A 22,122-nucleotide genomic window follows, 5' to 3' on the forward strand; every position below is an offset into this window, starting at 1 on the left:
ACATGCAGTCGATTCCTTATGGGAAAACGATAACCGAGCCCGGGATTTATCGCGGCATCCCGCTGACCGACTACCATCGGTTTGACCTCTGCTCGGAGGTCAGCGTGTCCTCGACGATGCTGCGCGGCATCATCGGGGAATCGCCGCGCCACGCCTGGGAAAAATCCAGGCTCAATCCGGATCACGTCGACGATGAAGAGCAGAGCGAGGCGATGGCGCTCGGCCGCTTCCTGCATGCCGCCGTCGCAGCCGAGCCGTTCGAAAGCGATTGCGTCTTCCGTCCCGCGACGATTGCCGGACACCCGTACAACGGGAACCGGAAGGAATGGCGGGAGTGGAAGGCCGAGCAGATTCGGAATCGCAAAACGATCATCACGCCGGAGATGGCGTCGCATGCGAAGGGCATGATTGTCGCCCTGGGCAGCTTCCCGCTGGTCCAGGCCGGGATGCTCGGTGGCGCCCCCGAACGTTCGCTGATCTGGAAGGACGATCGCGGATTCTGGAAGAAGGCGCGGCCCGACGAGATTCCCAACGCCAGCGGCGACTATGCCGAGATCAAGACGACGCACCCGCCAGTGCTATACCGCAACCTGCAGCGGACGATGGCCGATCGCGGCTACTACCAGCAGGCGGCCATGGTGATCGAAGGCGCCCGCGCGCTCGGCCTTCCGGTGCAATCGTTCACGGTGCTGTTTGTCGAGAACCGGCCGCCCTATTGCGTGCGCGCCTGCACCTTGAAGGACGAGGACATCGCGCGCGGCGATCAGCTCAATCAGCTCGCCTACAGCATGTTCTGGCAGTGCTACCAGGGCGGCGTGTGGCCGGGACCGGGCGACGATCGTGCCGACGCTGAATACATCGACGCGCCCGACTGGTGGCGCAAATCGGTCGATGACCGGGTCAAATTCTCCCTGCGTGAGGCTGCCTGATGAGCGATCAATCCTTTCCCGGCGACCGTCCCATGGAATCCGACCGTCCGCATCCGGAGCGCGTGACGCGCCGCGACCTGGCGGAAGGCAACGCCGAAAAGGTCGTCAACGAGCGCACCGAACAGGTTCTGTTGTTCAAAGGCGGCGGCGGCGTCGACGTCGCCAACCTGCGCGACATGATCGATGAGGCCAAGCTGTTGTCGACCGCTGGCCCGATGATTCCGCCGTGGCTGCAGGGCAATGTCGGTGGCATGTTCGGCGTCTGCATGAAGGCGCACGAGCTGGGCATCTCGGCGCTGACGCTGGCGGGCTGGACCTACATCGTCGAGAACAAGGGCGAGAAGCGCGTCGCCTACGAATCCCAGTTCTTCCATGCCATCATCGAGCAGCGCGCGCCGATCACCACGCGGCTGAACGTCGAATATGAGGGCGAAGGCGACGACCGCCGCTGCAGGGTCTATGCGACCTTCAAGGGCGAGAGGGAGCCGCGCTATTTCCCGCCGCGCAGCGCCGACCCTGGCCAGTTCACGCTGGGCAAGCTGCGGCCGGCGCGCAACGAATACGGCAAGGTCAAGGGGTCGCCGCTCTGGGACCTGAAACCGGATTTGCAGCTGTTTTACAACATGTCGCGCGACTGGGCGCGCATGTATTGCCCCGACATCATCGGCGGCATGTACGGCCGCGATGAGATGGAAGACGCCGGATTCGTCGTCGCCAGCGAGACCGCGAAGGACATCTCGCCGCGCCTCGCCGAACGGCTGCGCGGCAATGCACCCGCCATCGGTCAGGCCGCAGTCGCCACGCTCGACGCCTACGCCAATGAGCATGCTGCGAAATCACAGAAGAAGGTGCCATCCGACGCAGGGTCGGATGAGGCCTGAAAGACGGGGAGGATACTATGGAAGTGATGGCACTGCACGGACGCTTGTTCACCACCAATTACGATTCCCTTTCCCTTGCTCTCGATTGGATCGCGGCGGCGCGGATGCCGTCGCTGACGGGCCATCCGCAGACGGAGCGACCCGCGGAATTCGCGGCCGTCGAGATCAATCTCCTGATCATGGCCGACCGGGCGTTCCGTCGCTATCGCGTTGCACGCCCCTGGAGCAACCAGATCCTCGACGCGATGGGTATCTGCGCCAAGTATTACGGCGTCACGCGGACCGTCCTGCTCAGTGATCGCTCCGACGTCGTCGAGATTCGCCAGAAGGTGATGGCGTTCGTCCGCGTCGTCACCGGCAAGAACTTTCACGAGATCGGCGAGAAGTTCGAGCGCAGCCACTCGGTCGTGATCCATGCCTGCAAGAAGTACGAGCACGCCATCCGGACGGCATTGACGCCGGTCGAGTAGCCGATGAGAAAACTGATGCGCGAGACGATCAAGCTTATTCGGGACTACGGCGGCTCCGACGTTCTTGTAACGCACGGCACCCGCCACACGCGCATCCATTTTACCAGCCGAGACGGCCGGCGTCTGATGCTGCTGATTCCGCAAGGCCATGCCACCAACCGGCGCTTTGTCGCGGGAATCCGTTCGCAGATTCGCCGCCGCATTGAATCGAGCGCTGCAGGAACCGGCGCCCCCGACGCCTGCAGCTCGATCCGAAAGCCCGCTGCTGCCTTAAAGCCCCCAGCCCCCAGGGCGGCAGCGGGCCGAGGATCACCTAAACGCGCCACAACAGGAGCAGACCACCCATGAACCTCGCCAACGAAATTTCAACGATGCAGACCGAGATCGAATCCCTGCGTTCGGAAAACGAGACCTTGAAGCACAACAAGGCAATTCTGGATTTCGAGAATGAGAGCCTGCGCCGTCAGCTCGCCAACGCGAACGCCGACCGCGACGCCATGATGCGCAGGGGTGAAGCGATCAAGAGCCTGCTCGATCAGACTGGCGCGGCTTTGATGCACGGCCTGCAGAAGTTTCACGACACCGAGCGCGAGCTTGACGAGCGCCGCTCGGTCGAAGGCTCCGAAGTCCAGTTCCTGCCGCGCAACGGCGGCAACGGTCAAGCCGCATCAACCGAGCATTGAGATGAAGAACGAGCGACCTAGCGACATCGAAATTGCGCAGGCGATCTGCTGCGGCGAGGTCTGCCGCACCGACACGATGCACTGTCATGCCGGTGATCACTTCAGCGAAGCCTATCGCGTGCGCAAGTTGCTGGCTCGCTTCACCCCTGGTCCGGTCCAGCCACCGGAGGCGGTGATGACGATCCCGCCGCGCGGCGAGGATAGGAGCGAGCGAACCGCGCCCCGCCGGAGGCGCCGGACCAAGAAAGGATGACGCCATGCCCTGCGCTCAAGAAGAACAGGACCGGATCGCGGTGAAATTCTCCCAGATCCTTGCCGACGCCGTCGCCGACTGCGCCTTTGTGCCGACCTCGCTCTGCGGCACGTGCCGGACGGTGCTCGCTATCAGCGCCTTGCTCACGGGCGCCGTCAAGATTCACCACGATGCTGGAATCGAAGACGATTTCTGCGATCTCGTGCAGCGGGTCCACGCCGCCTTTATCAAAGCAGAACGCAACTTGGATGCTTGACCATGGCTGATCGCAGCTATCTGGAACGTTTGTCGAAAGAGCTGGCCGAGGCGGGCAAGCTGATCGAGGCCGGTTGGATCGGCTACCGGATCGCGGTCGTGCCGCCGGACGCGCCGCTGGTCCAGCTTGAGGAATGCAAGCTCGCGTTTTTCGCTGGCGCCCAGCACCTATTCCGCAGCCTGATGACGGTTTTCGATCCGGGCGGCGAGGAGCCGACCGAGGCCGACATGCGCAAGATCGACCTGATCGACAAGGAGCTGCGCAGGTTCGCCGAGCAGTGGGAGTTGCAGTTTTCCAAAGCAAAGGGATCGGCATGACCTATCGCGTCATCAACCTTTCCACGGGTGAGATCGAGGCCGAACTGAGCGACTTCGGCATCGCCAAACGGCTTGCCGACAAGATCGCGAACGATGTCGGGCATCGCGAGGTGATCGGCGTGGTCGAGCTGGTGACGCGATACGAAACGCCGCTGGCGGATCAAGAGCATGGAGGATCGCAATGAAGATTCCGAAAGGCGCGGACGTCCAGTTGAAGACCAATGACGGCAACATCGAGCTGCATATCACGGCGGCGATCACCACGCGCTCGCAGGCCGCGGAGCTGATCGGTTGCATCCGGCAGGTATCGGGCGCGCTGGAGGCTGAGAAGCGCGGCCCGCGCAAGCCGAAAGTCGCGGCGGTGGCGTGATGGGAGAGCGCCGGATCTTGCCGCAACGTCGCCGCGCCGAAACATTCGAGATCGAATGGGGCGGCGTCGGTCGCCGCTTTGCAGTGACGCTCGGGTTCTATGACGACGGCGCCCTTGGCGAGGTCTTCATAACCGGCGGCAAATCCGGCGAGGCCGTCGAGGCCATCGCGCGCGACGCGGCGGTGGTGCTCTCGTTGGCGCTGCAGTACGGCGCCGAGATCGAGAACGTGGCGACCGCGATCACCCGCGACGGCGCCGAGACGCCATCCTCGATCCTGGGCGCCGTCGTCGACCAATTGCTGCCGGAGAAGAATCCGGGACAGGAGCCCGCGTCATGACGACGCCTTATGAGAACGCGACCAGCGGCGTCGCCGCTCGCGACGACATCATCAAGGTGTTGCGCCGGGTCGGCTGCGACAGCATCGGCTTCATGGATGATTTCGAAAAGCACGAGCTGTTGCTGGCGTTTCGTCATCGCGGTCGTCAGATGCAGTTGCGCGCCAGCGCCAGCGGCTGGGCCGCGCTGTATCTGAAAGAGCATCCGTACAGCTACCGGATTCGGGGTCGCACCGAGCGCGAGCACCGCGAGCGCGCGCTGGCGCAGGGACAGATCGCGATCAATTCGATCCTGCGCGACTGGGTCAAGGGCCAGATCATGGCGATTGAGACCGGCATCCTGTCGTTCGATGCCGTCTTTCTCCCGTTCATGCTGACCCATGACGGTCGCACCGTATCAGACCGCGTCAACCAGCTCGGATTGTTGGAGGCGCCTGCATGACGCTCGTCTGCCAGGAATGCGGGAAGAGCAAGCCGGCGAGCGGATTCTATCAGCAGCCTCGTCGGCTTCGCCCGATGCCGATCTGCAAGGATTTCTGATCCGCCGCAACATTGCCGACGGCGACTTGGCATTTTACTCCACGTGATGACCAAGGCACGTCCATTCAAAAGCTGGCGTCAGTGGAAGGCGATCGCTGGGCCGTCGAGGACGGCTTGGAAACGACCAAGAACGAGCTTGGTCTTGATCACAAGAAACCCGCTCCTGGCAGGCGGGCATCGCCATGTCTCACAGGGCATGCTTGCCTTCGCCACAATGACCGTCGTCCGTTCTCGTGCCCACACCGCACCAAAGAACGCGATCGCGGCCTCGGCCAAAGCATCGTTCTTGATCCGCTGGTCGAGTACGCATCCGGTGAAGCTTTCAATTACCCATAACTTTGACCACTCGGGCTGATCCGCTGATCGGCGAAATCTTGAATCGAAAGAATCACTTGTGATTCCTTGCTGAGCACCTGATTCGCGAGGGGGTGCTCTATGGGCCTGACATTAAGGGATCGATCGGCGAAAGGCTGTTTGCGGTCCTTGGAAGGTGAATGTTGGATTGATCGAGAGAGTAGTGGATGCGAGTTTAGGGACGCGCGGCTCGGCGACAGATTCCGCAAACTGCTCACGCAGATTGGAAGCGCCATGGGACAAAGCATTCCGCTCGTCTGCCAGGATTGGGCGAATACCAAGGCAGCCTACCGCTTCTTCTCTAATGAGCGGGTCAGCGAAGCAGACATTCTGGCCGGTCATTTCCAATCGACACGTGATCGGGCCGCCGCCGCGGAAGGTCTCGTTCTTGTGCTGCACGATACAACCGAGTTCAGCTATCAACGCGAGAAGTCAGAAGCGATCGGCATCACCAAGAGCATAAACAGTGGACGGGATAAGGCGGGGCGCCTCCGATCGCACACGGTTTGCGGCATCCTGATGCATTCGAGCCTCGCGGTGACAATCGAGGGGGTGCCGCTGGGGTTGGCGGCCGTTAAGTTCTGGACCCGGAAGAAATTCAAGGGGACGGCAGCACTTAAAAAGAAGATCAATCCGACCCGGATTCCCATCGAGAAAAAGGAAAGCGTCCGGTGGTTGGAAAATCTCAAGCAGTCTACGCAGCTGTTGGATCATCCGGGACGATGCATCCATATTGGTGATCGCGAGAGTGACATTTACGAGCTTTTCTGCGCAGCACAGGAGATCGGAACTCATTTCCTGATCAGGACCTGCGTCGACCGCTTGGCTGGAGACGGGGATCACACGATCGCCGACGAAATGGACGAGGTCGCCATCAAAGGGCTCCATCGCATCGAAGTCAGAGACAGCAACGGCGATCCCGACCAGGCCGTTCTTGAGATCAGGTATCGCAAAATTCGCGTCCTGCCGCCGATCGGAAAGCAGAAGCGCTATCCCGCTCTAACCCTGACGGTGATCCACGCCGAAGAGCGCGGGACGCCGAAAAACAGAAAGAAGATCGATTGGAAGCTGATCACCGACCTGCCCGTTGGTTCCCGCACCGACGCCATTGAGAAGCTCGAATGGTATGGTTTGAGATGGAAGATCGCGGTGTTCCATAAGATCCTCAAATCGGGCTGCAAAGCTGAGGAGTCGAAGCTCAGGACCGCCCAGCGTCTGACCAATCTGATCTCGCTCTTTTGCATCCTGAGTTGGCGGGTCTTCTGGATGACGATGCTCAACCGTTCCGCCCCAGACACGCCGCCAACCGTCGTGTTGACCGCGACTGAAATCGACGTGCTCGATCGCCTCGTCAACGACAAACCAAAAGCAAAAAAGAAAATGCTCTCGCACTATCTGATCAAGATCGCCCGGCTCGGCGGTTATCTCGCCCGCGCCAGCGATCCGCCGCCTGGCAATACCGTCATGTGGCGCGGGCTGTCACGCCTCACTGACATCGCGCTGGGCGCCATGGTCGGAGGAGAATTTGTGGGTAATTGAAAGCCGGTGAAGGCCTCACCGGACGGATACCAATTAGGCCGCCAGTAGATTGAGGTCTGGCTGTTCTACGGCCAAATCCCTAGCTTGCGTTGATAGGTGCACTGTTCCGGTTGCCCTCGAGACCGCCGCGGCTCGCGCGCATTCTCGATTTTCTAGCGCAATGCCCAAAGGTGGGCACGGCACCGAGAGCATGCCCGAGTGATTTCGTGCCCTCCTACGCAGCGTTGAAGCATGGGCCCCTTTTCAACTCTCTTCCGTTCCGAGATGCTCGTAGAAGGTCTCACGCGCCTTTCTCGGGAAGAAGACCTCGCGCAACCAAGTGCGCCCACGGCCATTGTCTCCTTCTCGCATGTGGGCAATCGCCGAGTTCCAATGGCGGGAATGTCTTCAGCTTTGGCTTGAAAGCGGTTTGGTTCGCCTCGCGTCAACGGACTTCTCCAGCTGCACTGGCCAAAAACGCCGCCTCACCTGAACCAGCAGCAATAGGCAACCAATGAGACTTATGACAGTAAGGGCCATCATCAAGAGGCAGGCGACGCAGCACAAGGCGGCTATGTCACACGCCGATCGCAACCAGCACGGCACCCAATCGAGCCGTACCATATTCTCCATAGAGCCAGACATATTCGTTTCGGTGGGTGATAAGTGCTTACTGCCGATTGGCGGCTCAACGCTTAAGCAACGTACCTGACGTCAGTCTGACGAGCGTCGCTCGGAGCGGATTTTGCTTTGCCTTTTCTCATCGGCGCAGCTACGAGCTTTGCTCATCATGCCGAAGATGTCTGGACATGCTCACGCACGCCTGCGGGCATCGCTACATCTTCGGCGACGGGGCTTTCACAACAGCGCTCTCATCCGTTCAAATAGGATTGCCGCTTCCGATGGCCCGAGCCCGACGAGGCCGACAAAGCTCGTTGGTGGCATCGGAATTTCTTGACGAGTCGGCTTCCAGAGATGCAGGCAATACCGGCTGTTATTCACGTATTGCGAATGAGGTGGGTGCAGCTGCATCACGCACTCCTCTTCATCCCAAAACAGGTCTTTGACGAAGCACATCTCTTCCCAGTTCGGACAACGTCTAGGCGTCGAGACGGAGACATGCTCCCACCCTGGGCGAACAAATCCGACTATCCTGAGTTTGCAGCCACAAGGCCCCTGAACAAAAAACAGGCCGCAAGGACCTGATCCCGGCGCGCTAGCAAATTCGCCGTATCGCACGCGGCCGGCCTCGAGTTTTTCAAGAACTTGTGCTCTCACGTTCCCTCCTTTGCCTCGCGAATGGCTTTGAAATCGACGTAGACCACCTTGTTCTCTGGCTCCCTCGTCGCCTCCAGCCAGCGCTGCTGCGCAGCGTCCGAGTGCCATGCTCGCCCGTGCATTGTCTGCTGAAATTCGAACAAACTGCTGAGCAAACCGTAGATGTAGATCATCTCTCTTCTTCCGCTTCCAATGCCGGCAACCGGGCGCTCGGTTTTCCTTGAGCCGGTAAAGCACCTCCACTGCGAGGCCCGGACAAGCTTTCCAAAGGATGCTTTCTAACCTGCAATTTTGGTTTCAGCACCAGACCTTTGCTTTTCTACCTCACCACATTCCTAATCGTTCCCGCAGCATGCCGCGAAGCTGCGGCCGAGGGCTCGCCTCGCGACGAGCCTAGGGATCCGTCGGCCGCGCACCGTCGGAAACGGCTCCTCTTCCACTAAAGTCACGGCCAGGCTACGGAGTGAGCCGCGTCAAGGCCCACGTAATAGGCCACCGTTTCAAAGCTTGACCCCGCGCTGGTCAAGGTCATCGAATTTAGGATTCTGATTGCCAATCGTGGCGCGATCGATCACGGCGAAGAAGCTTTCGCACGTTCACCAAGCATCTCGCCATCTTGCACCATGAGTCTCAAATCGGCCTAGGCCTTCAAAAGGCGGTTCGCTGTGCGACTTTCTATCGACTGATCTCCCATCATCGCTGCTGCCAAGAACGGGGTATGCCAGGCGACACTTCACCATCATGCTCTTTGAGACACTGATTGGGGTTATCCCGCGACGGCCGATGTGGCTCCCATCACGCGGGTGTTTTTTCATCGATATAGAGCCAGACTGCTTCCATCGCTTGCTCCTCAGATACCCTTCCGCACCACCACAATGGGCCATGGTCTGTGCCTGCCGTCTTCGTCGATGATCGTCAGGCGGAAGTCCATAGCGCGCCGACTTAATGTTATTGAAGCGCAGATCGCATAGGCGACCGCGACATTCGGCTTGGCCCGTTGCTCGGTCAGGGGGGCACACCTCATTAGATCGTCCCGCCAAGCGCCCTGCAAGAATCACGCAACTGGCCCAATCGGCTCATCATATGATTCGACATGCGCCAACCAGGACAGCTGTAGCAGTCTCAGATCACTTCGTGACCGCGCGTGTAGGATGCTGCTTACACAAAAGCTCCCGGTTGCCACTAAACGCCAGCTTGAATACGCCATTCAAAGACGATGAAAACAACTTGATGATCAATCACGATAAGCATCAAGAATCGTTTGGCGACTTCGTCGGCGCTGCGCACGATGCTTGTGGAGCGTTCAAATCCCAGAGAGTTGCCAATGACCAAAAGGCAGCTCAGAGCAGCTGACTAGCAATTCAAAGAAGTTGCTCTGCCTGCGAATTCGGGAACCGCCGCCGCTTCTAATTTATTTCTGCTCGCGCGCCGCAACGAGAGCACACCCGCGCGTGCCGGGTGCTCCCGTTGCAGCGTCGCCTTGGCCCCGGTGCGTGCCGGTATGAGAAGTCAAGCTGCACCCGGCGCGACTTCTGCTAGCCGGTCCCCGGGCCTAAATTGAGCCGGTCGAAGTACCAAGAAGGATCGTCCCCAGATGAATCCGTTTCGATGTATTCTTCGCCCGAATATTCCTCGACACTTCCTTCGTTTTCCTCATCGCTACTCTCAGCTTTGGAGAGATATAGGCGAGGCTTGTCCACCCGCTGCCATTTTCCCTCCTCGTTCAGCGTCCACTTGTCGGGATGCTGCCTAGGGTCAAGCACATATTCATTGTCATCTTCATTGTCACCAACGCGAACAAAACCCATCTGCTCTAGACGGGGCTTCACCTCATCCGTGGCAGGACGCGACATGACCAACGCCCGCTTACCGTCAAGCCGAAGTTGGTGTTCCAGCAGAACATCGCCTGCGTTCTCAACGAGCGGATGAGTAACCCGGAGATCGACAACGGACGAGACGTGTTTCCGCCCAGGAAAGTGCTGCTCCCACGCCTCTCCTCCCATGCGACGTCGACCTTCGGTTTTTAGAAGCCCGACACTCTTGTCACCCAATTGATAGCTGAAATATCGCGCCTGGTCCGAATCCTGTACGGTGGATCCGGCTCTGGCGACCATCGCTGTGCGCTCAGCTTTTTCGGAAACGAAATCCGAGTACTCTTGCGGATTATTGGCCATGTGCTTGATGTCGTTACCATAGAAATTTCTCAGTTCTTGCCTGAACGACTCCCTGTCGATCTCATCGATGGGAGGTTCTGAAACGAGGGAGTACGGCCGTGCCACCCCCGAGGAGGAACCAGGGGCCGTGTCTGCAAGCGTTTCGGTAAACCTCCCGCCATCTGCTGACAGCTCCGATTCATCGGCTTGGCTCGCGCTTGGAAATTGGCTGGAAGAACCAGTGATTCTGTTATACACGACGTTTGGTCTCCTATCGCAAAAGTTGCACCGTACTGGCCTGCTCGAGTCCTGTGGACAGTGATAGGCGCGCGAGCTGACAATAAGCTGACGCACAGAGGGGGCGCGGTGCTCACGCTTTGCAAGGCGAGGGGCAGCGCATTTTCCCCGCGGCTGGCCTTTTCTACGGCTATGCTTATTCCGCTTCGCGGCTAAGGTGCCATACCTTGTTACGCGAGCGAGCCGAGATCTCGGGTTCTTTAGAAGAATTACAGCCCTACCCTTGATATTGCCGCGGCCCACCATCACAACACCGTTTCACAGCTTTCCGGGCTCGATGATGCGGCCCTCGCTTGCTGATTTCAAGGCGATGCAGAACTTGCCGGCCGCGGACTTTGGTGGGGTAGCTAGGTTGAGCCACGGCTTTATCGTGGTTTCATTCGGTCGCAGCGGCGTCCGCCCGGCTGTTCAGACGATGCAAGCGCGCATCTTTAAGGAGGTCCGACGTGTAACCTCTATTCCGTTACGACCAACCAGTCGGCCATCGCCCTGACGGTTTCGCGTGATCGATCGCTATGTCGGCGACCTGCCGGCGATGACAGGCGCATTAGCCGGTGATCCGGCATCGGTCGCAACACGGATACCCGGCTTGAGATCGTGCTGAACACCTGTGGCGTCCGACGTTCACGGAGCGCACATTCTGATGCGCAGGGCCTCGTTCAACTCGATCGCCAATCGTCCTCCACGAGACATCCCGTGTCGCCCGCTCCGTCAGCAGTCTCGCGGAACACCTCGCATCAGAAGTAGGAGCCGACTGGTCGGGTTGACCCCGCTTGGAGCATCTTTGGCGGCCGAGATCCGGGACATCCTCGAACACCTTGAGGCGGCCATGACGGCCCCAAGGGGACAACAGCCGGAATAGCCAATGTCAGCACGACCGACTCGTTCGCCACGAGAAGGCATTAGTCGCCAGCGGCCTTCAGGCCCGACTCAGTACATCTTTTGTGTGGTGACTGTCGATAAATGCCGCCCGTTGGGAGGATTCCTGTAACGATTGGCGAGGCTTTGGAACAATGACCCCATCTGGTCTGATGGAACAGTAAATTCTCCATAGTTAGGGTCGAAGAGCGTGGTTGTTCCATTCGACGCCGACGTCGCAACTGTGTGTGCGCCGCCTTCGGCGAAATACAAACTCAGCAAATACTTCGATCCGTCGCCGGTAATTTTGTCCAGCACGCGCGAGAACCTCGAGGGCTCGCCGAATCCGTATTTGTTCTCTCTTCCGGACGGTGCCAGGCCCGCTTCCCGCAAAATGGTGTTTTGTGCCTCAAGGTCGGCCTGAGAAGCTCCTGCTCCCTCACTTCGCAACCGATCCTTGAGGTCCTGATACTGCTGCTGCCGCTCAGCCGCTGAGTGGTGCCCTTCTGATTCCGGCATGAGCGCATCCATTCGGGCTGACGGGCTGCTGCTCAGATTGCGGAGCCACTCCGCAGTCAGCCCAACGCAGATGCCGTCTACATTCGCCTGAGGCAATTCGACCGTCCTGTATTCAAACAGCGGCCTGGGTGGAGGGGATGTAGTGGAGCTGGAAGAGGTTGAACTGTGAAAATCTGCATCCGAGGTATGTGGCTTACTGGCGCAGAGCCCCATTTTGTCGGGCAACTCCCAGGCGAATGAAGACGTTTCGAGCTCCACGATACGAGGTTGGGAAACGAGCGAGTACGGCTGTGTTGGCGCCAATGACAAACCAGCATGGGGATCCGGCGCCGCTCGGGACGGCAGGCCCGCAAGTGTTTCGGTAAAGCTGTCGCTGTCCACCGACTGCCTCGGTTCGTCAGCTTGGCTGGCGCGTGTGGATGAGCCACTAATTCGATTATCCATGGCGGTTCGCGTTCCCTTCGACGTAAGTCTCTCCCGAGTGCGTCGGGCTGCTTAGGCGGTGCTGCGAATGTTACTCAGACAAGCTGATCACAAGCTGACGGGCGCAGGTGTTACGCAGAGCACGAGGAAGGGCCCTGCGAGCAGCGCCATATAACCCAAGATCCGTGATCATGACGCGCAGGGCATGTCACTCTTCTTCAGCAGTTTACACAGCAGGCGTTTGGCCGCTTTACGATCCCGGCTCTCGACCAGAACATCATCCATCTCCGTCCGGGCACGTCGGCTTCACCACCTCCCTCGCCCTCGTGATCGCGTGGGCGCATCTCTTTTGATTTTCGATTGGCAAGGCAATTGTCAGGTCACCGGCATTGCCGTCTTAAGGACACGAGACCTCCGACGCCACGTTAGTACTTGCGCTCGGCACCACCGGCTCGCGCGCGGGGCGATTTTGGCGCTCATCACGAGTTTCTCCCTCCATTCGTTATGGCTCAAAGATGGAATGGACGTATTCGCCCAGCTCAAACGCGTTAGGCTGCCGCCTCGTGACACGTCAACACCGTCAAGCCGCTGATCACGAAAGTCGCCGGGATCGATGCCGCAGGTGGGCCGTGAATTCCCTATCCGCCGGAACACGATTCTGCATCTAATGGTCGCCGACTTAGCCCAGTCGGGGAGTACGCGTCAGGAGCATCGTCCAGTGAATCTGGGCAGCACGGTATATTCCGGAAACCGCCGATTAGATGTTATCGCTTCCACTCTTCGGCGGAGCGATATGAAATCGAACTCGCTCCGACCACGGCTGGCATCACCTTCTCACATCTTATGTTCGACAGGCCTGCCGCGCAGGATGCTTCATCATACTCACCGGGTCAACACCGAGCGATAGCAAGAGCGATCGCGAACGCTAGCGCAGCATCGCTGTTGGCCGGTCCTGTATTCAGGAAACTCCCGGACCGCCATGAGCTTGCGCAGCCACTCAACTGCCACAGCGTTCATGTTCGCCAGCTGCCAGCGGATTTGCAAAATGCGCGCTGGCGATGCGGACCGTTCAGTAGGGAACGGTGAATTGTCTAGGTAGTCCAAGTCGGCTGGGCCGGAGTGCTTCCGCCCAACCAAGTTGGCTCAGCCACCACAGATCTCAGGCCTGACGTGTAAGCCTAACGAACCCTCCTTCCTTTAGCTCGGCGTTATAAAGCTTGCCGTCGAGCGAAATGGTTGTTGGGTGGTCTGCGGTTGGCATGAGCCCCTGTTCACGCAGCTTTTCAATAAGCGCCAGGGGGGCCCATTGCTCCGGGAGAGGCGCACGATGGCGTCGGGTCTCAACGAAGAACGCTCCGAAATCTGGCGCCCCCGTCGACCCGACTCGCAGCATTTGAGCTTCCGGTGGGTTATGAATGAGGCGTACGCCCTGAGACGGGACCAACGCGGCCGTGTAGCGGTGACCTCGGATCTCGTAGCTCACCGTCGGCTGCTCCGAGTCTGGCAGGAGACCGTGGTGGGTCAGTTTCTCGATCATTGGGAGCGGGGCGACTTGGGAGCCGTGCGAAAACATTTCAGGAGCGGCCCATGAGACATCATATACGGTCTCCTCTGGCTCGCTAGATGAGGACGGCCCGGCTTCATTGATCACTCGACTAAATAGGTCATGATCTTCTTGAGTCCACTCGTAGGCGCTTGGGGACCCTGGAGGCCCAGCACCGTCGATCCGATTGTCCATACAGCTCTCCTATTGGTTGGAACATGGGTTCAAAACCGCCAGAGCTTTCGCTGGATTCGTCACCAGTTGACGCATGGGCGGCATCCGTGGTCAAGAAACCACGTTCTCATGTTAAGGAGCTTAGCTTTCAGGAAACTGACGAGTTTCGGCCGGACACAGTTGTACCCGCGCCCAAGTTCCCAACTCAAATGCGATGCCGCCAAGCCCACCCTCGTTGAGGGCCTTTTTCGTTTCGCTCCCTTTACTAGCTTCAAACCGGGCCCGTTGGCCGCCCCGCCTGCGTTGGACAAAGATTTCGTTTTGGGGGGCGATCTGATTCTGTAGACTGATGCTGAGACACCAAGGCTCCGGGCGGATTTCCTGTCCATCTTCTGGACTCCGGGAATGCTATCCCATGCCATTAGCCCAGCAATAGAGCAGCGCGAGTTTTCGGCGATGTTGGATAGGTTTTTCTCGCCGACTTCATTGGCGTTATTGTCTCACCACGTTTCTTCTTCCTTTATCTGTCAGGTCCTGCGCCACATCTCGCTTCGGGCTCGCTCCCCGATCATTCTCGAGTGTGTCCCTCTGACGTTTGCGCCATTGTTCGTCTTGTTTCTTCCGAGCCTGGTGCTGCTTGAGTGCCCTCTCAGCGGCTTCGGGGAATTGATCTGCTCCTGTTCGGCAGAGGTGGTTTGGACCGGTCGAGCCCAGGTCTATAAGATCAACTGCTCACGCCCGCTCAGGCCAATGACTCGGATGGTGGCCAGCACTGACGCATACACGAGTAGATGGAATTGGCCGAACCGTCGCCTTGGCTACTTTGTTTCGGGTAAGGTCGCGCTGCCCCGCAGTTATCCTCGTCCTCAGTTTCGTTGTTGGCCTACATAACCGGTGCGATCGGTGGTGCGGAGGCCGAGCGCGTACTGTCGTCAGCTAGGGTTCCTATTGGGCTCCTCTTGGGTTGCGCGGCACGACGCTCAGCATCCCAACTTTGCCGACAGGAGAGCGAATCTGATGCATGGCCGAAGCCCTGGCTCATCCAGCCAATCCACAACCGCTAGTCAGGCTGATGAATGGAGGCCGTGAGGAGATAGCCAAGCTTTGCGGAAACCGTTCGTGGCGCGGGATTATTATGGCATTTCGTCCTCGGCAACGGAGCGGCCGTACTCGCTCGTTTCCCGAGCCCCCATCGAGGAGATCGACAGGTCTGCATTTAGGAGAGAAGCGAGGGCCCTTTATGCCGATGAAATCAAGTAGTCGCCGCTAATCCACCGGAATACTCGGATTTCGTATCCAAAAAGGCTACGCGCCCCGCTCAGCTTGCTGAGGATTGCGGCACTACCAGAGATACCGAGCAAGCGCGATATTTCAGCTACCAATTAGGGTCTGTACCTAATTAGCGAGCTCTGATTCCCTCGCGCCGAGTTGAATCGGTACGGGGACTTCGATGCGCAACGGACTGTTCTGACCCAACGACAAGCAGTGGGCTCAGATCGAGCCGCATCTGCCAACGAACCAGCCGGGGCCGGCGCGCGATGGCGACGACGCATCATCAGCGGATCATTCACATGCTTCAGCGTGGCGCACGCTGGCGCGACTGCCCGCGCGACTATGGCCCTTACACGACGATCTCCATCGTTTCCATCGCTGGGCCAAGCGCGGCCATTGGCGGGCGATCTTTGAAGCGCTCGCCCTGCTGCTACAAGGACGGAATGACTTTGTCCATCGATTCCACCTCGATCAAAGCGCATCGCTCGGCGAGCAGCGGAAAATGCGGCAGCTTGAACAGGCGATCGGCCGCTCGCGCTGTGGCACGCGCTGAGCGACCCCGATTGCAAACCTTGGGCACGTCAGCTTTTCGAAAGCTTGTCCGAATAGCAATCCCGTTGCGATGAGAATCAATCACTACAATGTGCCCTCCGGCGAGCGGAGTCTGCACAAGCAGCGCGATGCGCTGGCGGGCGCCGCTCGCGCGGATACGACCGCTTTTACGGCCGCTTTAGCAGCCGAGGGACCAGCCTCTTTCGCTTTTGACAAGCGGCGGGGTGAGCAAGTCAGGCTGTACACAGCAATCAGCAATAGCGGCAATGTCCAACTCGTTTCTTTGTTTTCTAATGCCCATCAACGCAACAAGGTGGGAAGTATGAACGTGGCGCCGCGGCGCGACACTTTGCGAATTCTCACCATAGAGAGTCTCGACTGGTCGAGGTACAAAGGAGTCGGGGCGGCTATGCTGGACATTGCCGATCGGATTAGGGATTCAGCGGGCCTTTCCAGTCTATCCCTTATTTCTCAAGACGAGGGAGCTTCAGAATTTTTCTACAAGAAGGGATTCCGATTTACGGAGGAGGGCAGAAATGCGGAATCACATTTCCGATTCACGGTACGTTCCAGGCGACGACGTCATCCTTATCGGCGATATGGAGCGCCCGGCTTAGGGTACTCTGGCGGCAGCACTGGCCAGCCCGCCCTGCCGGGCTGGCATTTTATCAGGAGTAGCGACTGTAACCGCGAAGCGGCCGCTGGGATGCGGCCCTTTTCTGCTCTAAGGGTCTGTACCTAATCAGCTGGTTCTGATTCCCTGGCACCGAGTTGATTCGGCATGGCGGACTTCGATGCGCAAAGGACTGTTCTGGCTCAACGACAAGCAGTGGGTTCAGATAGAGAGAGCCGCGTCTGTCAACGAACCAGACGGGCCCCGCGCGCGAAGACGATCGACGGATCATCAGCGGTATCGTTCACACGCTCAGTGCGGCGCACGCTGGCGCGATTGCCCGCCTGACTATGGTCCCTACACGACGATCTACAATCGTTTCAATTGCTGGGCCAAGCGCGGCCATTGGAAGGCGGTCTTTGAAACGCTCGCCCGCTGCGGCAAGGACGGCGCGACTTTGTCCATCGACTCCACCTCGATCAAAGCGCATCGCTCCGCGAGCGGCGGAAAAGGAGAACATGAATAGGCGATCGGCCGCTCGGGCGGTGGGCGGACGACGAAAATCTACGCGCTGGACGACCCTGATTGCAAACCTTGCGCATTTCATCTTACTCCGAGACAAGACGCAGATATTGCCGCGCGGCCGGCCCTTTTGAAACTCGCACCCCCATGACTACCCTCATTGGGGACAAAGGCCACGACGGCTTTCGCGCCGAAATCGTCAATCGCGGCGTGAAGCCCGTCATTCCAAACAAATCCAACGGTGATCCTCCAGAGCTTCGGCAAACGCGTCTACAAAGGGCGCAATGTTATCGAGCGCTGTTTCTGCCGACTCAAGGATTTCAGGGGCGTTGCAACTCGCTACGACAAACTTGCCAGAAACTTCTTGGCTGCAGTCTACCTCGCCGCCATCGTCGCCTAATGGATCAGTCTGAACCTGGGAAAGCAGAGTCACGCTCTGCTGCCCAGCGGTGACCGCTTCCTGCAAATCCATCCAGATTAAATCGATCTGGTTCAGGTTCGCTTTGCTCCAGTAGTCATGGAGCCATCGATGCGCCCCTCCCTATCCAGCAGGCAGGCCGTACATCGACTTGCCTAGCGGCGGGAAGCTGTTGGTTGCGAACTTCTGTTGGTTGCGAACTTCTGGTGATTGCGAGCTTCTGGTCACCGGATCGCGCGCCGGTGGTGCGCGAACAGATGCATGATCACATTGGTCATTGCGCATTCCAGTATTCGTCTATTTGCCACATTGCGAATTCGCTCGGTTCAATGCCCAGCAATAGCCGGCGAGAGCTCTTCCCGTCCTGGCAAAGATCTAAGTGCATGATCGCCCTGACACGCAACAAGGTTGAGAAATAGTAAGCTACGCCGCCGAACTTGATTTGCCAACGAGCCATAGACCTGCGTGGTACAGCTTTGCCTTTGCTTTTGCAGGCCTGCAACCTGGCGCTACGTGAGATTCGAGCTCGTGAGCTATATGCGCAACTGCGACGTACGCTGATTGTGATCGCAGTCGTGGGGTGTCTTGGCCGCCGGACACGATAGTTTCGCGTCTAAGGTCCAGTCAACCACGCGAGCTGCAGTAGGCCGATTGGGCCGTGGATCTACTCGCATACCAGGCACCCACCTGTTCTTCTGCTGCTCGATAGGTGACGAAGCCGCGGCCTGGCCCAATCGTCCTAGCAACCCGCGGACGCGACTGACATATCGACCCGAGGGCGGTAGTGCTTCTCTCCGCCTCCCCAGAACTGGCGAGCTCTCAATCGGAAATCCGTGATGCTGTAGACCTGGACCCATGGGCAAAGAAGCGTGAGCGTAGCACGGTTCGGCCCTGCGCTTATGTCACAGGTGCTTCACTGGTGGACTTGCGAAGTTAGCCGCGCAGCGGTTCCCCAGCCCTGCATGTCGGCCGCCCAGGTGTCGCGGACACACATTTCAGTGTGTGGACGGAATACAAGACACTTAGATGCAACTTCGGCAGTTGAGGTGCATCGCTCAACGACGCCTATGCACGTCCGCCTGAATGAGACCGGAAGGAGCGTGCCGACGAACATGCCCCGAGCGCGCGACTGTATTGACACCCGTGGGCGTCCTTCTCAACGGTGAATGCGACGGAGCTTCAGGGGCGTTCCCTTATGAAGGGATCCGCGGCGGTACTTTAACGCGATTGGGGCACGCCGTGCACTTTGACTGGCTGAGCTGCCAAGGCAAGCCGCTATCTCGAGGCCGTACTTTATCCATTGAGGTCATCAGGGGTGATGCGGGCGTATCACAACCGCCATTCACCTTCCATCTAGGTGAGGATGAGGGAAGTATTTGCAGCGCCAGCGACGATGGAATTCTTCAGCCAATCTGAGGGCCAGCCGCTGGCTAAAGGACTGCGCTGAACATAGCCACCTGGATGCGCCCAACTGCGAACGCATTGTTGCCGCCGTGGCGGCACGAGAGGCGATCGGCGTCCCTTGCCCTCTCTTATTGTTACCACTCGTGTCCGGTTGAGGACATTGATGGCAGGAATCCGACTACGGCAGCGAAATCATTCCACGCGCACCGCCGCAACAGTAGTCTTTCTCTCATCAAGCCTCGCCCAGAGCACTTTTCGCGTGCGGCGCACAGATTGCTGGTATCCGTCCGGTGAGGACCCGGGATACCTGACCTTGCGGAGTTCCGTGTTTAAAGTGGATGGAGCAATCCGTCGGATCTTAGCGTGTCAATCGCTTCGGCGAGAGTGAGGCCGCGATGGAGGCAGAACCATTCTCCGGTGTGACGGTGCCACTGGATGTCGAAGCGATCACGGCTGATCCAGTCGAGGCGAGCGAACGGGGCGTCAAACTCTTCGCCGAGGTTCTCTAGAAAGCCGGAGCGGTAGCGTTGAATGAAGCGATATTTGGTGCCGTGCCACTTTCCCAGGATATCGACGGGATAGTTGAACTGCGTCGGTCGGATAGTGGGCAGGAAGCGGGGCTTCAAAAAGTCGTCGATCAACTGCTGGCAGGCGGCCGTCACCGCCAATTTATCTGCCGCGGACAGACCGCTCGCTCTCATGTGTCCTCTTGGCTCACGCTGCTTCGACATGATCAGGCGTTGGCTTTCGCCAGTTCCAGGGCAGAAGCTCGTCCAGCCTCTGGATAGCATGATCATTGATGCGCGCGAGCACGTCGGCGAGCCAGGCCTGCGGATCGACGTCGTTGAGCTTGGCGCTGGCAATCAGGGTGTAGATGGCAGCCGCACGCCGGCCGCCCTCATCGGAGCCGGCGAAGGTCCAGTTTCTTCTTCCTACGGCGACGGCCCGTAGCTCACGTTCGGCGGCATTGTTCGACATGCAAAGGCGCTCGTCATCGAGGAAGCGGGTAAATGCATCCCAGCGGCTGAGGCTGTAATTGATCGCCTTGGTCGTGTCGTTGTTTTTGGAGAGCTTGGCGCGCTGCTCACGCAGCCAAGCCTGCAGCTCAACGACCAGGGGGCGACTGCGCTCCTGGCGTACACGCAGACGCTCTTGCGGCGTCAGACCGTTAATCTCGCGCTCGATGGCGAACAGGGCATCGATGCGCTTGACCGCCTCGGCTGCAATCGGTGCCTTGGTGAGCCGTGCGAGGTCAAAGAACTTGCCTGCCGTGGGCCCAGCACGCCGCCTCGACGATCGGGCCTACTTTGCGACTGGCCGCGTAGAGTTTGCTGAAGCCCCGGTAGGCGTCGGCCTGCATCAGTCCGGCATAGCCTGCCAGATGCTGTTCCGGATGCTCACCGCCACGATCCGGCGAGTAGAAGAACACCGCCGCCGGGGGATCCGGTCCGGCAAATGGCCGGTCGTCGCGCACATAGGTCCAGAGCCGGCCGGTCCGGGTCTTGCCTTTGGCAAGGACCGGCACCGTGGGGTGAGTAGGCCGGAGGGATTTCACCTCCGGCCTCTCGCAGAACCAGGGCGTGAGGCTCTCACCTCACCCGGCTCCCATCAGGCAAGCTTGTCGCCAATACCGAGTTGCCAGTGAGCAAAGAGTCTGCGGTTCTCGCGAGCGATCTTCTCCAGGAAGATACGAGCGCGCCCCAACCGATGGCGGAAGCGCTTGTACTTTCGCTTCAACCAGATAGCTATTGTTTGGTTGATGTAGCGGGCCATCGGATATAGCGCCGAGCGCATGTATTGCCCATAGTACGCGATCCACCCCCGAACTATCGGGTTTAGTTCGCGGGCAATGTCGTCCAGCGTCAGATTTGGCCGCCTACGAAAGTTCAAGTCTCGGATCGTTGCCCGCATCGCGTTCAGCACTGACTTGCTGGCCGCCGGAGTGAACCCGCAGAAAATTTTCTGCGAGTACGGCCCCCGGACTGACCTCGGCCGGAAGCAATATCCGAGAAAGTCGAACATAACCGTCTCGCTCTTGCCTTGGCGTCGATCGTCCTTGCAGTAGACAATCCTCGTCTTCGTCGGATGCAATTCCAGACGACACTCGGCCAGTCGAATTCTCAGCGCTTCGCAAACGCTCTGCGCCTCCACCTCACTCTGGCAGTGTATCAACCCGTCGTCAGCATACCGGCACCACCTGAGTTCAGGGAACGTTCGTGCCATCCAGAGATCAAATGTATAGTGCATGAAGAGATTGGCGAGAATCGGGCTCACTACTCCCCCTTGCGGGGTGCCGCAGCTTCGCTCGACGACAGCTCCATCCTCTTGCGCAATCGGCGCTGTCAGCCATCGTTCGATGTAGAGCAACGCCCACTCGCACTTTGCATGTTTCCGGACAGCCCGCAGCAGAAGCTCGTGGTCAATGTTGTCAAACAGCCCCTTGATATCGAATTCAAGAACCCAGTCGTACTTCCAGCAACGCTTGCGCGTGACGCCTACGGCATCAAGCGCCGATTTGCCGGGCCTATAGCCATAGGAATCCGCCAGAAAGATTGCGTCCAGAGTCGGTTCAATGAGTTGTTTGGCAACTGTTTGTGCCACGCGATCCGCCACAGTTGGCACCCCGAGGATCCTTTGGCCTCCGCTCTTCTTCGGAATGGAGACGGCACGAACAGGTGGCGGGAAGTAGGCGCCTGAGCTCATTCGATTCCAAATCTTGTAGAGGTTACTCTTCAAGTCGGATTCAAATTCCTCAATCGTCACTCCGTCGACACCGGCTGCGCCACCATTAGATCGACCTGCAGATACGCTTCGTACACCTTTCTTTTGTCGATGTTGAACGGTTTGCTTGGCTGGTTCACCGCCGTCCTCCTGTTGCCAGTTGCAACGATGGCCAGCCCACCTGATCCGATCCCTTCGCTCCAGCCCCATTACGAGCCTTCGTCACTTGTACGGATCGGTCCGCCCCAGTGCTCCGCATCGGTACTCTTGCCTCNCGGTTTTCTCCGCTTGTGCTTCTCCCTTTGCATCGGAGCGACTGGTTCCTGCAGTTCCGTGACAACGCCTGCATCCGATTCACGCCCCCTCAACGCCGGTCGCCGCCCGCCCAATCATCAGGCTTCCAGCGGACTGATCCCAGAGGGACGACACACCTCTGGTTTTGACGACGATTTCCACGTTACGACGCTT

General features: G+C 59.0%; 20 protein-coding genes and 4 pseudogenes. 17 read left to right on the forward strand and 7 right to left on the reverse strand.

The window, feature by feature from the left end; translation table 11 throughout:
• The first annotated feature begins 2 nt into the window (after window positions 1-2).
• From YY7_RS0136860 to YY7_RS0136925, 14 genes and pseudogenes are all read left to right on the forward strand, one after another.
• On the forward strand, window positions 3-929 hold the full coding sequence (locus YY7_RS0136860) for a PD-(D/E)XK nuclease-like domain-containing protein (RefSeq protein ID WP_028167582.1): 927 nt from the start codon (window positions 3-5) through the stop codon (window positions 927-929).
• Window positions 929-1,810, forward strand: coding sequence for a recombinase RecT (locus tag YY7_RS0136865; RefSeq protein ID WP_028167583.1), 882 nt, complete (start codon window positions 929-931; stop codon window positions 1,808-1,810). Before YY7_RS0136860 ends, YY7_RS0136865 begins: the two co-directional genes overlap by 1 nt.
• Before the next feature lie 17 nt (window positions 1,811-1,827).
• Window positions 1,828-2,280 (forward strand): helix-turn-helix domain-containing protein, encoded by a 453-nt coding sequence (locus YY7_RS0136870; protein ID WP_028167584.1) that lies wholly within the window; start codon window positions 1,828-1,830, stop codon window positions 2,278-2,280.
• A gap of 3 nt (window positions 2,281-2,283) precedes the next feature.
• Window positions 2,284-2,628 (forward strand): hypothetical protein, encoded by a 345-nt coding sequence (locus YY7_RS60980; protein WP_155255466.1) that lies wholly within the window; start codon window positions 2,284-2,286, stop codon window positions 2,626-2,628.
• Complete coding sequence (locus tag YY7_RS0136875; protein ID WP_028167585.1) at window positions 2,625-2,963, forward strand: hypothetical protein; 339 nt, start codon at window positions 2,625-2,627, stop codon at window positions 2,961-2,963. The genes YY7_RS60980 and YY7_RS0136875 overlap by 4 nt, the downstream gene beginning before the upstream one ends.
• 1 nt (window position 2,964) lies before the next feature.
• A complete protein-coding gene (locus tag YY7_RS0136880) occupies window positions 2,965-3,216 on the forward strand; it encodes a hypothetical protein (protein ID WP_028167586.1) in 252 nt (83 codons plus the stop codon).
• Between the two features lie 4 nt (window positions 3,217-3,220).
• Window positions 3,221-3,472, forward strand: coding sequence for a hypothetical protein (locus tag YY7_RS0136885; protein WP_155255467.1), 252 nt, complete (start codon window positions 3,221-3,223; stop codon window positions 3,470-3,472).
• 2 nt (window positions 3,473-3,474) lie between these two features.
• A complete protein-coding gene (locus tag YY7_RS0136890; protein WP_028167588.1) occupies window positions 3,475-3,789 on the forward strand; it encodes a hypothetical protein in 315 nt (104 codons plus the stop codon).
• Window positions 3,786-3,974, forward strand: a complete 189-nt coding sequence (locus YY7_RS0136895; RefSeq protein ID WP_028167589.1) for a hypothetical protein — start codon at window positions 3,786-3,788, stop codon at window positions 3,972-3,974. Before YY7_RS0136890 ends, YY7_RS0136895 begins: the two co-directional genes overlap by 4 nt.
• Entirely contained in the window at window positions 3,971-4,159 is a 189-nt protein-coding gene (locus tag YY7_RS0136900; RefSeq protein ID WP_028167590.1) for a hypothetical protein, read from the forward strand. The genes YY7_RS0136895 and YY7_RS0136900 overlap by 4 nt, the downstream gene beginning before the upstream one ends.
• Before the next feature lie 17 nt (window positions 4,160-4,176).
• Window positions 4,177-4,497 (forward strand): hypothetical protein, encoded by a 321-nt coding sequence (locus tag YY7_RS0136905; RefSeq protein ID WP_028167591.1) that lies wholly within the window; start codon window positions 4,177-4,179, stop codon window positions 4,495-4,497.
• Window positions 4,494-4,937 carry a hypothetical protein gene (locus YY7_RS0136910; RefSeq protein WP_028167592.1) on the forward strand — a complete coding sequence of 148 codons (444 nt, stop codon included), beginning with the start codon at window positions 4,494-4,496 and terminating at the stop codon, window positions 4,935-4,937. Before YY7_RS0136905 ends, YY7_RS0136910 begins: the two co-directional genes overlap by 4 nt.
• Before the next feature lie 85 nt (window positions 4,938-5,022).
• Window positions 5,023-5,325, forward strand: a pseudogene (locus YY7_RS58940) (IS701 family transposase); the annotation flags it as partial.
• A 145-nt stretch (window positions 5,326-5,470) separates the two neighbouring features.
• Window positions 5,471-6,928, forward strand: coding sequence for an IS4 family transposase (locus tag YY7_RS0136925; RefSeq protein ID WP_028167594.1), 1,458 nt, complete (start codon window positions 5,471-5,473; stop codon window positions 6,926-6,928).
• A gap of 837 nt (window positions 6,929-7,765) precedes the next feature.
• Here YY7_RS0136925 and YY7_RS60985 read toward each other — a convergent pair.
• The 4 genes from YY7_RS60985 to YY7_RS58950 all read right to left on the reverse strand — a co-directional run bounded on the left by YY7_RS60985 (window position 7,766) and on the right by YY7_RS58950 (window position 12,393).
• Complete coding sequence (locus YY7_RS60985) at window positions 7,766-8,185, reverse strand: DUF7694 domain-containing protein (protein ID WP_130231713.1); 420 nt, start codon at window positions 8,183-8,185, stop codon at window positions 7,766-7,768.
• Entirely contained in the window at window positions 8,182-8,358 is a 177-nt protein-coding gene (locus YY7_RS60990; protein ID WP_155255468.1) for a hypothetical protein, read from the reverse strand. Before YY7_RS60990 ends, YY7_RS60985 begins: the two co-directional genes overlap by 4 nt.
• A 1,362-nt stretch (window positions 8,359-9,720) precedes the next feature.
• The gene (locus YY7_RS0136950) at window positions 9,721-10,596 is read right to left on the reverse strand and encodes a host specificity protein (protein WP_130230645.1); all 876 of its coding nucleotides are present in this window, start codon (window positions 10,594-10,596) and stop codon (window positions 9,721-9,723) included.
• A gap of 969 nt (window positions 10,597-11,565) precedes the next feature.
• Window positions 11,566-12,393: a YopT-type cysteine protease domain-containing protein gene (locus YY7_RS58950; protein WP_245287528.1), complete on the reverse strand. Its 828-nt coding sequence runs from the start codon at window positions 12,391-12,393 to the stop codon at window positions 11,566-11,568.
• A 3,233-nt stretch (window positions 12,394-15,626) separates the two neighbouring features.
• Between YY7_RS58950 and YY7_RS58955 the strand changes: the two are divergent.
• The 3 genes and pseudogenes from YY7_RS58955 to YY7_RS63755 form a co-directional block, all read left to right on the forward strand.
• Window positions 15,627-15,997, forward strand: a pseudogene (locus YY7_RS58955) (transposase); the annotation flags it as partial.
• 773 nt (window positions 15,998-16,770) lie between these two features.
• The gene (locus tag YY7_RS63750) at window positions 16,771-17,115 is read left to right on the forward strand and encodes an IS5 family transposase (protein ID WP_063623419.1); all 345 of its coding nucleotides are present in this window, start codon (window positions 16,771-16,773) and stop codon (window positions 17,113-17,115) included.
• A 237-nt stretch (window positions 17,116-17,352) separates the two neighbouring features.
• Entirely contained in the window at window positions 17,353-17,511 is a 159-nt protein-coding gene (locus tag YY7_RS63755) for a transposase (RefSeq protein WP_245287529.1), read from the forward strand.
• Between the two features lie 1,751 nt (window positions 17,512-19,262).
• Here YY7_RS63755 and YY7_RS0136990 read toward each other — a convergent pair.
• From YY7_RS0136990 to ltrA, 3 genes and pseudogenes are all read right to left on the reverse strand, one after another.
• On the reverse strand, window positions 19,263-19,634 hold the full coding sequence (locus tag YY7_RS0136990; RefSeq protein ID WP_028167603.1) for a hypothetical protein: 372 nt from the start codon (window positions 19,632-19,634) through the stop codon (window positions 19,263-19,265).
• Between the two features lie 13 nt (window positions 19,635-19,647).
• Window positions 19,648-20,461 (reverse strand): annotated as a pseudogene (gene tnpC / locus YY7_RS58970) (IS66 family transposase); the annotation flags it as partial.
• Window positions 20,462-20,541: 80 nt separating this feature from the next.
• Window positions 20,542-21,824, reverse strand: a pseudogene (gene ltrA, locus YY7_RS0137005) (group II intron reverse transcriptase/maturase).
• Window positions 21,825-22,122: the final 298 nt, after the last annotated feature.

The organism is Bradyrhizobium elkanii WSM2783, from assembly GCF_000472865.1.
GTDB classification, from domain to species: domain Bacteria; phylum Pseudomonadota; class Alphaproteobacteria; order Rhizobiales; family Xanthobacteraceae; genus Bradyrhizobium; species Bradyrhizobium elkanii_A.

What these genes read in the sequence shown, in the direction of transcription:
- YY7_RS0136860 (WP_028167582.1), top strand. Translation starts at nt 3, where the DNA reads ATGCAGTCGATTCCTTATGGGAAAACGATAACCGAGCCCGGGATTTAT.
- YY7_RS0136865 (WP_028167583.1), top strand. Translation starts at nt 929, where the DNA reads ATGAGCGATCAATCCTTTCCCGGCGACCGTCCCATGGAATCCGACCGT.
- YY7_RS0136870 (WP_028167584.1), top strand. Translation starts at nt 1,828, where the DNA reads ATGGAAGTGATGGCACTGCACGGACGCTTGTTCACCACCAATTACGAT.
- YY7_RS60980 (WP_155255466.1), top strand. Translation starts at nt 2,284, where the DNA reads ATGAGAAAACTGATGCGCGAGACGATCAAGCTTATTCGGGACTACGGC.
- YY7_RS0136875 (WP_028167585.1), top strand. Translation starts at nt 2,625, where the DNA reads ATGAACCTCGCCAACGAAATTTCAACGATGCAGACCGAGATCGAATCC.
- YY7_RS0136880 (WP_028167586.1), top strand. Translation starts at nt 2,965, where the DNA reads ATGAAGAACGAGCGACCTAGCGACATCGAAATTGCGCAGGCGATCTGC.
- YY7_RS0136885 (WP_155255467.1), top strand. Translation starts at nt 3,221, where the DNA reads ATGCCCTGCGCTCAAGAAGAACAGGACCGGATCGCGGTGAAATTCTCC.
- YY7_RS0136890 (WP_028167588.1), top strand. Translation starts at nt 3,475, where the DNA reads ATGGCTGATCGCAGCTATCTGGAACGTTTGTCGAAAGAGCTGGCCGAG.
- YY7_RS0136895 (WP_028167589.1), top strand. Translation starts at nt 3,786, where the DNA reads ATGACCTATCGCGTCATCAACCTTTCCACGGGTGAGATCGAGGCCGAA.
- YY7_RS0136900 (WP_028167590.1), top strand. Translation starts at nt 3,971, where the DNA reads ATGAAGATTCCGAAAGGCGCGGACGTCCAGTTGAAGACCAATGACGGC.
- YY7_RS0136910 (WP_028167592.1), top strand. Translation starts at nt 4,494, where the DNA reads ATGACGACGCCTTATGAGAACGCGACCAGCGGCGTCGCCGCTCGCGAC.
- YY7_RS0136925 (WP_028167594.1), top strand. Translation starts at nt 5,471, where the DNA reads ATGGGCCTGACATTAAGGGATCGATCGGCGAAAGGCTGTTTGCGGTCC.
- YY7_RS60990 (WP_155255468.1), bottom strand. Translation starts at nt 8,358, where the DNA reads ATGATCTACATCTACGGTTTGCTCAGCAGTTTGTTCGAATTTCAGCAG.
- YY7_RS63750 (WP_063623419.1), top strand. Translation starts at nt 16,771, where the DNA reads ATGCGCAAAGGACTGTTCTGGCTCAACGACAAGCAGTGGGTTCAGATA.
- YY7_RS0136990 (WP_028167603.1), bottom strand. Translation starts at nt 19,634, where the DNA reads ATGAGAGCGAGCGGTCTGTCCGCGGCAGATAAATTGGCGGTGACGGCC.